Raw genomic sequence first — 12,986 nt, forward strand, 5'->3', positions numbered from 1 at the left:
GTCGTCCCCCTGGGGTCAGTGCTGAGCCGGACACGTGGTCATGAGTGCGGCGACGGCCGCGACACGGGTGCCGGTGAGCAGGGTGTGGTGGGTGCCGTCGGTCCGGTCGGCGGTGGTCCGGCCGGTGGTGAGCGGGGCCCAGCCCCACTCGGCGGAGTCCGCGTGGGGGTGGTCGGCGAACTCGCTGACCCTCCCGTGCGCCGCCCGGATCACGGTGGTGTCGGCCGTGATCGTCCCGGCGCGGTAGCGGTGGCAGGCGGTGATGATTCCCCGGAACACCGGCCAGCTGAGGGCCAGGTCGGCGGCGTCCGGGAGGTCGAGCCCCTGTTCGCGGGCCAGCGCCACGGCCCGGGCGAGCCGTTCCGCCGCCGGGGCCGCGGCCACCTCGGCGGCCGCCCCGGGGCGCACGGCCGCCGGGTCGAAGCCGATGTCCAGGTCCTCCAGGAACCAGAGCAGCACGGCCGCCTCGTCCGTCTCCCGGGCCCCGTCCGTCTCCCGGACCTCTGGGGCGGCGGCCCGCTCGGGGGCCGGGGAGTCGATCACCACGAAGCGCTCCACCGTCTCGCCCCGCTGCTCCAGCAGCCGGACCAGTTCGAAGGCGATCACCGATCCGGAGGACCAGCCGGCCACCCGGTACGGCCCGTGCGGGCGGACGGCGAGCAGCGCCCGCGCGTAGCACTCGGCCAGCTCCTCCACCGTGTCCAGCGGATCCCGGCCCACGCCCGGGCCGGGCGCCTGGAAGGCGTGGGCGGGGCCGTCGAGCAGTTCCGCCAGGCCCCGGTAGCAGAGCACGTTCCCGCCCGCCGGGTGCACCAGCAGCCAGGGCGTTCCGTCGCCGGTGGCGTCGAGCGCCACCAGCGGGGACCACTCCTCCTGCCCGGCCTCCAGGAGGACGGCGAGCTCGGCGACCGTCCGGTGCTCCAGCAGCGCCCCGAGCGGGGCGCGCAGCCCGAGCCGCTGGCCGACCAGGCCGATGACGCGCAGCGCCGCGAAGGACTGCCCGCCGAGCTCGAAGAAGTCGTCGTGGACACCGACCGACTCGATGCCGAGGACCGACTCCCAGATCTCCACGAGGACCTTCTCGGTCTCCGTCCGGGGGGCGGTGTACGTCCGGTCCTGCCCGTCGCAGGCCGGGCCCATGGCCTCCAGCGCGCGGCGGTCCAGCTTGCCGTTGGCGGTGAGCGGCAGGTCGTCGAGCACGACGACGAAGCTCGGCACGAGGTGGCCGGGCAGCCGTTCGGCCAGGAAGCCGCGCAGTTCCTCGGGTTCCGGACGCGGTGCGCCCCGCTCGGCCACGGCGTAGCCGGCGAGCTGGCGTCCCGAGCCTGCGGTGCGGGCGACGACGACGGCGTTCCGTACGGCCGGGTGCCGGGCCAGGGCGTGCTCGATCTCGCCCGGTTCCACCCGGAAGCCCTGGATCTTGACCTGGAAGTCGGCGCGGCCCAGGAACTCGATGTCGCCGTCGGGGCGGTAGCGGCCGAGGTCGCCGGTGCGGTAGAGCCGCTCGCCGGTGGCCGGGTCGGTGACGAAGGAGGCGGCCGTCCGGGCGGGGTCGTTGAGGTAGCCGAGCGCGACTCCGGTGCCGCCGATGTACAGGTCGCCGGTGACCCAGTCGGGGGCGTCGCGGCCGGTCCGGTCCAGCACCCGCCAGGTCTGGTTGCCCAGGGGGCGGCCGTAGGGGATGCTCGCCCAGTTCGGGTCCACCCGGTCGATCGGGTGGTGGATGGACCAGATCGACGCCTCGGTGGCGCCGCCGAGGCTGACCACGCGCGCCCCGGGCGCGATCCGCCGGATCAGCGCCGGGAGCCGGACGGGGATCCAGTCGCCGCTGAGCAGGACCACGCGCAGCGCGGGGAAGGTCAGCCCGGCCTGCTCGGCGGCCTCGGCGAACAGCTGCATGATCGCCGGTACCGAGTTCCAGACCGTGACGCCGTGCTCGCGCACCAGGTCGGCCCACTGCCCCGGGTCGGCCGACCCGGGCGGCGGCAGCAGCAGGGTCGCGCCGGCCTCGGCGGTGCCGAAGACGTCGTAGACGGACAGGTCGAAGCAGAGCGAGGACACCCCGAGGACCACGTCGCCGGGGCCGATGCCGAACCGGCGGTTGATGTCGACCACGGTGTTCAGCGGCCCGCGGTGGTCGAGCACCGCGCCCTTGGGCCTTCCGCTCGACCCCGAGGTGTAGATGACGTACGCGGTGTCGCCCGCATCGCCCGCCCGGGCCGGTGCGGGACCCGCTTCGGCGGCGGGCTCCCCCGCCGTCAGCACCGGGCAGGCGGCGACGGCGGCGATCGACTCCCGTTCCCCGGCCGAGGTGACCACGGCCGCCGCGGGGGTGTCGGCGAGCAGTTCGCCCACGCGTTCCCGCGGCCAGGCGGGGTCGATGGGCACGTAGGCGGCGCCGGCCGCGAGCACGCCGTACACGGCGGCGATCTGCTCGTCGCCCTTCGGCAGGACGACGGCGACCTTGTCCCCGGGGCGCACCCCGGCCGCGGCCAGCCGGGCGGCCAGCTCCTGGGCGCGGGCGTGCAGTCGCCCGTAGTCCACGGCGCCGTCCGCGGTCAGCACGGCCGCGGTGTCGGGCCGCTGCGCGGCCTGCCGGGCGAGCGCGCGGTCGAGCAGGCCCGTGGGTACGGGGCCTGCCGTGTCGTTGACGGCGGCCCGCCGCTCGCGCTGGGCGGCCGGCAGCAGGTCGAAGGAGCGGTGCTCCCAGGCGGCCGGGTCCTCGGCGAGCAGCAGGAGCAGGTCGCGGTAGGCGGCGTGCATGGCGTCGATCAGCCCGGCGGGGAACATCGCCTCGATGAGGTCCCAGACCACCCACAGGCCGCCGTCGCTCTGCTCCCAGAACTGGTTGTCGAGCAGCACCTGGGGCGTCTCCAGGTGGCTGAAGACCGGCTGGTCCAGGTGCCCCATGAACAGGCCGCTGCCGACCACGAACGGGCAGGCCGCCCGGCCCGGGGTGCGGCGCACCTGGTTGAGGGTCTGGAGCACCTTCACCCCGCTCCAGTAGGTGTGCTCCATGTCGGTCATGACCCGGGTCTGCAGCCGCCGCGCCCGGTCGTGGAACGGCTCGTCGTGCCGCCAGTCCACCTCCAGCGGGTAGAGCGAGGCGAAGTTGCCGACCACCTCGGTGATCTGGGGGTGGATCGGCAGCCGGTGGGTCATCATGTTGTTGAGCAGGAAGTGCCGCGAGCCGCTCCAGTGCGCCACCGTCTCGGCGTAGACCGCGTACACCGCGTTGGTGGGGGTGACGCCGTGGTCCGTGGCGCGCCGCTTGAAGCGGGCCCACTGCTCGGCGTCCAGGGTGAACTCGCGCCGGGTCAGCCGGGCCCGGGTCCGGGTGTCCGCGCCGCTCACCAGCGGCAGGTTCGGCGCCTCGGGCCAGTCGGCCATCCGGTCGCACCAGTACGCCCGGGAGGCCTCGCCGCGCTCCGACTCCTCCAGCGCGGCCAGCGCCAGCACGCAGTCGCGGTAGCCCAGTTCGAGGTCGTCCACGGCCTCGGACGGGTCGTGGTAGGCGCGCAGCACGCTGTCCAGGAAGCGGCCGGTGCCCGGACCGTCGCTGAAGAAGTTGTTGTTGTTGTAGTGCAGCCGGGCCCGGCCGTCGCCGTAGCGGGTGATCCGCACGTCCATCCAGGGCCAGGTGTCCAGCGGGAGTTCGGCCGCCTGCATCTCGTCGCGGGTCCGCTCGACGGCGGCCATCGCCTCGGCCTCGCCGGCCTGCCGCAGGTCCGCCACCCGCACCCGTACGGGCGCCGGGTCGCGGACGGTCTCCAGTTGGAGGTCCTCCCGCACCACCACCAGGCTGCCGCGCTGGCGGTGCAGCATCCGGTTGAGCGCGGCCTCGAAGCGCTCCGGGTCGAGCTCCGCGAAGTCGAACTCCATGTACTGGTGCGGCCGGACGTGGTACTCGAACTGGGCGGTGCTGCCGACCAGGAAGGACATCTGCAGGTCGGACGGGGGGAACGGGTCGTGGCGCCGCTCGGGGTCGGGTACCGCCCGCGGCAGCGCGCCGGCCTGCCGGGCGGTGTCGCCCTGCTTCAGGAGCGCGATCAACTCGGCCTTGTTCTCGGCGAGTTCGTGCCGGATGTGGTCGGGAAGCGAGCCGGCGGCGGCGCGCACCTCGATGCGGTCGCCGTCGACCAGCCGCAGCCGGACGCCGTGCTGGGCGAGCCGGCCGAGCAGCTCGGCCGGGTCGCCGTGCCGTCCGTGTGCTGTCATTCCGGGAACTCCTGTTCGGGCGGTCGGGGGCGCGGGCCCTGGCGGGCCGGGCCCCGCGGGGAGGCTGGGCGAAGTCGGGTGGTGGGGAACGGGGCGCGACGGCGCCCGGTGGTGCGGGGGCGGGGCCGCCGGGACGGCCCGCGGTCCTCGGAGACCGCGGGACGTCCCGGGGCGGCCGACGGCACGGCCCGCGGGCGGATCAGAAGGTGAGGACCTCGACGTCCCCGGCCTCGTCGGCCCCGCCGTCGTCGGCGGCGACCAGGCTCCGGAGCGTGATCTGCCGCAGGATCAGGTCGACCACGTCGGCGACGGTGTTGCCGCCGAACACGAAGGAGGGCGGGACGTCCGCGGAGAAGTCCGCCAGCAGCCGGTTGCGCAGCCGGACCGCGGTCAGCGAGTCCAGACCCAGCTCGTTCAGCCGCCGGTGCCCGAAGGTCGGGCGCAGCTCGTCCCGCTGGCGCGCCGTGAGGCCCAGCAGCTCGCCGGCGGCGGCCAGCAGTTCCTCGGTGACGGCGGCCCGCCCGGCCCGCGGGTCGCGCAGGGCGAGCTCGACCACCTGCTCGGCGGTGCGGTGCCCGGCCGGCTCCGCCGGCGCCTGCGGCGACCGCCCGTCGAGGGACGGCTCGGCGGCCCGCTCCGGGGCCAGGCCGCTCAGCAGGGTGTACGGCGGCCGCCGGTCGTCGGCGGCCGTGAACGCGGCCCAGTCGACCGCCGCCAGGCCCACCACCGGCAGGCCGCCGCCCAGCACGCGCCCGAAGGCCGTCAGGGCCTCGTCGGTGCCGATCCCGGTGATGCCGGCGCGGGCGAGCCGGGCGAGCAGCTCCGGGCGGGCGGCCAGGCCGGCCTCGGCCCACGGGCCCCAGTTGATGCTGAGGGCCGGCTGCCCGTCGTGGCACCGCTGTTCGGCGAGAGCGTCCAGGAAGGCGTTGGCGGCGGCGTAGTTGGCCTGGCCGGCCGAGCCGGTCATCGAGGCGAGCGAGGAGTAGAGCACCAGGAAGTCGAGCCCGGCGTCGGCGGTCAGGGTGTGCAGGTGCTGCGCGCCCCGGACCTTGGGCCGCAGGACCTCGGCGAAGCGGCCGCGGTCGAGGTCGACCAGCGGGGCGTCGTCGGTGGTCCCGGCGGCGTGGACGACGCCGCGCAGCGGGGGCAGCTCCCGGCCGATCCGCCCGAACAGGCCGGTCATCGCCGGCAGGTCGGCCACGTCGGCGGGCCAGAGCTCGACCCGCACACCGGCGGCCCGCAGCTCCGCGACCTCCCGCGGGGGTTCGGCCGGCACGGAACGGCCCGTCAGCACCAGGCAGCGCGCGCCCAGGTCGGCGAGCCGACGGGCGGTGGCCAGGCCCAGCGCGCCGAGCCCGCCGGTGACCAGGTAGCTGCCGTCCGCCCGGACGGGCGCCGCCGGCGAGCCGCCGAGCGCGGCCTCCCGCAGCCGGGCGGCGTACCAGCGGCCGTCCCGCACCGCCAGGTGGCCGCGCCCCGCGAGGCCGGCGACCCGCGCCAGCAGTCCGGCCAGCGTCGGCGGGGTCCGGCGCGGTTCGAGGTCCACCTGGACGCAGGTGAGGTCGGGGTACTCGGCGACGACCGCCTTGGCCAGTCCGGTCAGCGGCGCCTGGCCGGCGTCCGGGCGGGTCGGCGCCTGCGGCACCCGCACCGCGCCGGTCGAGCAGACGACCAGGTCGGGCCGGTCCGCGCCGAACTCCCGCAGGAACCCGCGCAGGATCGCGAAGGCCGTGCCGGCGAGCACGACGGCGTCGTCCCCGGCGCTCTGGAGGACCAGTCCGGCGACCCCGTCCACCCGGCCGCGGGCCTCGGCGAACAGCCGGGCCACCGCCTCGTCCGAGGCGTCCGGGGCGATCAGCAGACCCAGGGCCGGGACGGCCGCCTCGGCGCACCAGCCGTCCACCAGCGACGCGTCCGTCCCGCAGACCAGCCAGGTGCCCGGCCGGCCGGCGGTACCCGCCTCCGGCGCCGGCACCCAGTCGGTGCGGTAGCCCCGCACCGCGGCCCCGGCCGCCGCTCCAACCGCCGCTCCGGCCGCCGCCGCGATCCGCTCCGGCGCGACCGGCCGCAGCCGCAGCGCCTCGACGGTGGCCAGCCGTTCGCCGTCCTCGGACACCAGGTCCAGGTCGAAGGAGCGTTCGCCGTCGGCGCCGGTCCCGGCGTCCCGGGCCACGCACCACAGCCGCGCGGGCAGCGGACGGTGGACGGTGATCCGGTCGATGCCCACCGGCAGGAGCAGGTCCCCGGTGTCGCCGAGGAACGCGGCGGTCGTGTGGAAGCACGCGTCGAGCAGGACGGGGTGCGCCCGGTACGCCGCCCGGTCCTCGGCCGGGAGGTCCGCCTCCACCAGGCCGACGGCCTCCTTCCCGCCCGCCCACAGCGCCCGGAGGGCGCGGAAGGCCGGGCCGTACTGGAGGCCCCGGGCGCGCAGCGTCCCGTACAGGGCGTCGACGTCCCGCTCGGCCAGGTCGGCCCGCAGGAGGCCGGGGTCGACCCGGGTGTCCGGGGCCGGCGCGGCGGGCCGGGCGGCCTCCACCGTGACGTGCCCCGTCCACGCGGCCGCCCCGGACACCCGCGCGAAGCCGCGGACCCGGTGGCCGTCCGGCAGGGGCTCGACGACCGCCTGGGCGGTGACGGGCGCGTCCTGCGGCAGGGCGAGGAAGGCGGTGAAGGACACGCCCTCCAGCGTCCGGGGCCCGTCACCGGCGACCTCGCGGACGGCCGCGTCGGCCCACTCCGTCATCGCGGCGGCGGGCAGCACCGGCCGCCCGGCCACCCGGTGCTCGTCGAGGTACCACGGCTGCCCGGCGGTCAGCGTGCGGGAGAACCAGTGGCTCCCGGCACCGGCCAGCTCGACCGGCGCGCCGAGCAGCGGGTGCCGTCCGTCGCCGCCGTCGGTGAACCAGTGCCGGGTCGGGGCGAGCGGGTGGCCCGGCAGCGGGACCGGCCGCGGCGGCCGGCCGTGCTCCCCGTCCCGGTCCCGCAGGACCCCGGCCCAGTCGACCCGGCCGCCCCGGACGTACCACTCGGCCAGCCCGCGCCGGAAGCGGCGGTCGTCGGTGTCGTCCCGGTGCAGCGTCGGCAGGCCGACGGCGTCGGTGAGCACGGCCTCGACGAGCGGACCGAGCACCGGGTGCGGCCCGCACTCGACGACGGTGGTGCAGCCGAGCGCGGCCAGGGCGGCCAGGCAGTCGCCGAACCGCACCGGTTCGAGCGCGTGCCGGGCGAAGTAGGCGGCCGAGAACTCCCGTTCGACGGCGCCGGTCAGGTTGGCCACCACGGGGATCCGGGGGGTACGGAAGTCGACCGTCGCGGCGATCCGCTCGAACCGCGCGACCGGCCCCTCCATCAGCGGCGAGTGGAACGCCCGGGTGCCGTGCAGCCGGGTGACCTTCGCGCCCCGCCGCTCCCAGTCGGCCGCCAGGTCGGCGGCCGCCCGCACCGTGCCCGAGACCACCACGTCCTCCGGCCCGTTGAGGGCCGCGAGCACCACCGAACGGTCCTCGGGAAGGTCCGCGCACAGCTGCGCGACCAGCTCGCGGCCGGCGTGGACCGCGTACATCGACCCGGCCTCCGCCAGCTCCTGCATCAGACCGGCGCGGGCGACCACCAGCCGGACCGCGTCGGGCAGGCTCAGCACGCCGGCGACGCAGGCCGCCACGTACTCGCCGAGGCTGTGCCCGGCCACGGCGTCGGGCCGCACCCCGCAGGCGCGCCACAGCTCGGCCAGCGCGTAGTCCACGGCGAACAGGGCCGGCTGGGCGAACTCGGTCCGTTCCAGGTCCAGCCGCGGGCCCGGGGCGTCGCACAGCGTCGGCAGCAGGGAGACGCCGAGCTCCGCGCGCACCAGCGCGTCGACCTCGTCGAGCGCCGTGCGGAAGGCCGCGTGCCCGAAGTACAGCGCCTTGGCCATCCCGGGGTACTGCGCGCCCTGGCCGGTGAACACGAAGGCCACCGGCCCGGGACCGCCGCCGTGCGCGACGCCGTGCACCACCGCGGGGGACGGCAGGCCGTCGCGGTACGCCTCCAGGGCCTCCGCGGCCTCCCGGTCCGACCGGGCCAGCACGGCGAGCCGGTGGTCGTGGTGCTGGCGCCGGGCGCCCGCCGTGTGGACCAGCGCGCTCCATGCCGGGGCGGCGCCGCCCTCCCCCGCCAGCACCCCGGCGTAGTCGGCGGCCAGCCGGCGCAGGGCGGGCCCGCTCTTCGCCGAGACCGGGAGGAAGGACCACTCGCCGCCCTCCGCGGCCTCCACCCGGGCCCGCCGGGCCGGCGCGCCGGAGAGGATCACATGGGCGTTGGTGCCGCCGAAGCCGAAGGAGCTGACGGCCGCCGCCCGGGCGGGGCCCTCGGGCCACTCCGTCGTCGCGCGCGGGATCCGCAGCCGGGAACCGTCCAGTCCGATCAGCGGGTTGACCGTGTCGACGTGCAGGGAGGCCGGGATCCGCCGGTGCTCCAGGCAGAGCACCGCCTTGATCAGGCCGGCCATGCCCGCCGCGGCCTCCAGGTGGCCGATGTTGCTCTTCACCGAGCCGACGTGGAGGTCCGGGCCGGCCGACCCGCCGTACACGGCGCGCAGCGCGCCCATCTCGATCGGGTCGCCGAGCCGGGTGCCGGTGCCGTGGGCCTCGACGTAGCCGACCTCCTCCGCGGTCAGGCGGGCGGACCGCAGGGCGGACCGCAGCACGGCCTCCTGGGACGGTCCGTTCGGCGCGGTCAGCGTGCTGCTGCGCCCGTCGGAGGAGACGGCCGAACCCTCGACCAGGGCGCGGATCCGGTCGTCGGCGGCGACCGCGTCGGACGCCCGCCGGAGCACCACGACGCCGCAGCCCTCGCCGCGCACGTAGCCGTCCGCCGCCGCGTCGAAGGTCTTGCACCGGCCGTCCGGCGCGAGCATGCCCGCCTCGGTGAAGACCGTGGTCAGCCCCGGGTCCAGGAGCAGGTTGACGCCGGCCACGACGGCGAGGTCGCACTCGCCGAGCCGCAGGCTGGTGCACGCCTGGTGGAGGGCCACCAGGGAGGACGAGCAGGCCGTGTCCACCACCTGGCTGGGGCCGCGCAGGTCCCACAGGTAGGAGATCCGGTTGGCCGCGATGCTCGACGCGTTGCCGGTCCCGTCGTGGGCCGTGACCGGGACGCCGGCCCTGGCCTGGAGCCGGCCGTAGTCGTTGGTGCTGATCCCGACGAAGACGCCCGTGCGGCCCCCGGCCAGCGCCTGCGGGTCCACGCCGGCGTCCTCCAGGGCCTGCCACACCGTGGTCAGCAGCAGCCGCTGCTGCGGGTCCGTCCGGCGGGCCTCGTCGCGGGAGACCCCGAAGAAGGCCGCGTCGAACTCCTCGGCCCCGTCGACGAATCCGCCCCGGCCCGGCTCCCCGTGCTCCAGCCGGTAGCCGAGCAGACGGCGGTGCGCCGGGACCTCGGTCACCGCGTCCCGGCCGTCCAGCAGCAGCTGCCAGAACGCCTCGACGTCCTGGGCACCGGGCATCCGGCAGGCCATGCCGACGACGGCGATCGCCTCGCGGTCGTCGGCCGCCCCGGCGGATCCGGCCCGCTCGGTCCGGGCGGCCTTGTCGGTCCGCTCGGTCTTGTCGGTCCGCTCGGTCTTGTCCGTTCCGTCGGCCTCGTCGGTCTCGTCGGTCGAACCGGCCCGGTCGCCCGTGAGCGCGGCGGCCAGCGCCGCGACGGTGGGGTGGTTGTAGAGGTCCTTGGCGTCGACCGGGGCGCCGAGCCAGGCCCGGAGGTCGGCGGCGAGTCCGGCGAGCCCCGCGGAGTCGAGCCCGAAGGAGCCGAAGGGGGCGTCCTGCGGGACCTCCCGGGGGGTGAGCCGGCGCAGACCGGCGATCCGCTCGGTCAGCCAGTCGGCCACGGCCTTCCGGGAGCGCTCCGGCGCGGCGTCCGCGGGGGTGTCGAGGACGGCCGCCACGGAGGAGACGTGGACCGGCTTGAGCCCGTCCTCCAGGAAGAGCCGCTTGCACTCCTGCCGGCGGACCTTGCCGCTCGACGTCAGCGGGAGCTGGGCCGGGCGGATCAGCACCACGGTCCGCGGGTCGAGTCCGTGCTCCTCGACGACGGCGAGCCGGATGCTGCGGACGACCTCGTCGCGGTCGGCGCCGCGGAATCCCTCCCGGGTCAGTTCGCTGACCACGACCAGCTGTTCGACGCCCTCGGCGTCCTCCACCGGGAAGGCGACGCCCTTGTCGCGTTCGAGGGCCGGGTGGGAGTCCGCGACGGTCAGCTCGATGTCGTGCGGGTAGTGGTTGACACCGCGGACCACGATCAGGTCCTTGCGCCGTCCGGTGATGTACGTGTGCGGGCCGAGCCGCCCGCCCAGGTCCCCGGTGCGCAGGTACGGGCCGCTGCCGTCGGCCAGACGGGCCCCGAAGGCGGCCTCGGTCGCCTCGGCGTTCCGCCAGTAGCCGGGGCTCACGGTGTCGCCGCTCAGCCAGAGTTCACCGCACTGCCCGTCGGGGACGGGGGTCCGGGTCTCCGGGTCGACGACCAGCAGTCCGGTGTCCGGCAGGACGTCGCCGTTGCTCGGCAGGAGGCGGCTTCCCGGCGCGCCGTCCGCCACGCGCCGCAGCCGTCCGCGCCCCAGCTCCTCGATGTCGAAGGAGGCGAGTCCCAGCGGCTCGTCGCGCCGGCGCACCGTCACGGCGAGCGTGGATTCGGCCATTCCGTAGGCCGGGGTGAAGATGTCGGCGCGACATCGGAACGGGGCGAACTCGGCGGCGAACCGCTCGATCGACTGCGGGCGAATCGGTTCGGCGCCGATCATCAGCGTGCGGAGCGCGGAGAGGTCCAGGCCCTCGCGGTCCTCGGGGCGGATGCGGTCGCAGCACAGGTCCAGCGCGAAGTTGGGGCCGAAGGTCAGCGCGGCCCGGTAGCGGGTGGCCGCGGCGAGCCAGCGCAACGGCTCCTGGACGAAGTCGATCGGCGCCAGCAGCACGTTCGTCGCACCGGCCCGCAGCGGGAACAGCAGGCCGGCCACCAGGCCGAAGTCGTGGAAGAGCGGCAGCCAGGACAGCGACACCTCGTCCGGCCCCAGCTCCAGCCCGTCGGCGAGCATGTCGAGCTGCTGGACGATGTTCCGGTGGGTGACCATCACACCGCGCGGGCGCCCCGTCGAGCCGGAGGTGTACTGGAGGTAGCCGACGTCGTCCGGGCGGAGTTCGGGCTCGCGCCAGTCCTCCGGGTCCGCCGCGGTGAGCTCACTGGTCGTCATCACGGCGCAGGAGGAGGGGAGTTCACCGACCATCGACCGGACCCGGTCGGCCCCCACCACGGCGAGCCGCGGGTCGCAGTCGTCGACGATGCCTTCGACCCGGGCCCCCTTGCGGCTCCGGGTCGGCGGGAAGGCGGGCACCGCGATCGCCTGCGCGTAGAGGCAACCCAGGAAGGCGACGGCGTAGTCGACGCCCTGGGGCAGCAGGATGAGCACGCGCTCGCCGGCCAGGCCGCGGGCCTGGAGCCCCGCGGCGAACGCCCGGGCGCGGCGGTCGTACTCGGCGAACGACAGCCGGTCGAGCTCGCTCTCCCCCTCGGCCAGCATGATGATCGCCGGCTTCTCCGGAAACTCGTCAGCTCGTGCACGAACATCATTGACAATGGACACGGAGAAATCCGGACGAGACTTTGTTGCCACGCTTTATCCCGCTTTCGGAGCAGCCTGAAGTGACACACGTGAAGCCGTGAAGGAAACCACTGGAAACCTGCCGGAACGGCAGTGAAAAGTACTCGGGCAGACAAAAGGAAGGGGAGGCGGCAACGCGCCTTCAACCCTCCGACCCGAGGCGGCCTCAGCAGATGCCGGGCATATCCGTTCGCATGGACAACACCACCCTCGACCACTCCCCCGTTTCGCACTCCGGCCGGCCCGGGCTGCCGCGTGATCCGCCGCCCCACCCTGCCGGAGTCCATTGAATTGATGATCACCGTAATGAGCGACCAGGGGTGCGTCAAGCATCGTCGGAGTTCCTCACAAGCGAAATGCAAGACCACCTCTTCCCCGACACCTGTGAAGAAAGAGTGCGAAAGGGCGGCCAGCGTGCAGAAAACGGGCATTGCCGCCATACGACCCCACCGGCCCCCGGGGCCCGAACCCCCGCCGCCCGACCCGGCCGCAACCGTCGGGTCGAGGTCGCACCGCCCGTACGCTGCACGAATCCAGCCCCACGGCAGCGGATCAGACGCTCCGTCAAGATCAAAGAACCGGCGGATACGGCTGGCGCTCCCTACCGAAGCGATCTATGCTCTGTTTCGGCCGCATGACCGAATGGGCTGCCCGACACGGGGAGGTGGGCACGGGGAGCCCGGTCGAATCGGATCGGCCCACGGGCCCCGCGCGGGGATTCGGCGGGAAGTCCACAGACGCATTCCCGCCCGAACTCGGGGGCGAGTTCCAGCACTCCGCGGCATTCCAGGTCGCCGCACCGACCACCCGCCGGGCCGGGTGGGGGAACAGTTTGAAACTGTTGGCGTGGACATTGCATGACAATGCGCGATCGCTGAGCCGTCAGAACTTCACAGGAGACGGCCCGTTCGGATTTCCTGCCACCGGCCACGGGGCCGCTTGATCCGGGATTCCCCGGACTCCTCGGGCATCCGCCGAGCCGCGGGCCCCACCGCACCGGGCGGGCGAGGAACAGCTTTCGACAATGGGGGACGACTGCATGACCGCGACTGACTACGCGTCGTTGGCGGAGAGAGCAGGCCGTGAGTTGGAGGAGGCCTCCGCGCAGGAGGTCCTCGCCTGGGCGGCCGAGACCTTCGGC

2 protein-coding genes are annotated in these 12,986 nt (G+C 75.2%); both read right to left on the reverse strand.

Annotated elements, in window-relative coordinates; all coding sequences use genetic code 11:
• Positions 1 to 15: 15 nt before the first annotated feature.
• A complete protein-coding gene (locus ACGFSC_RS16680; protein ID WP_359912069.1) occupies positions 16 to 4,218 on the reverse strand; it encodes an amino acid adenylation domain-containing protein in 4,203 nt (1,400 codons plus the stop codon).
• A 199-nt stretch (positions 4,219 to 4,417) separates the two neighbouring features.
• On the reverse strand, positions 4,418 to 11,857 hold the full coding sequence (locus tag ACGFSC_RS16685; protein ID WP_359912072.1) for a type I polyketide synthase: 7,440 nt from the start codon (positions 11,855 to 11,857) through the stop codon (positions 4,418 to 4,420).
• Between the last annotated feature and the right edge of the window lie 1,129 nt (positions 11,858 to 12,986).

Origin of the sequence: Kitasatospora sp. NPDC048715 (assembly GCF_043198905.1) — a bacterium.
GTDB lineage: Bacteria > Actinomycetota > Actinomycetes > Streptomycetales > Streptomycetaceae > Kitasatospora > Kitasatospora lactacystinica.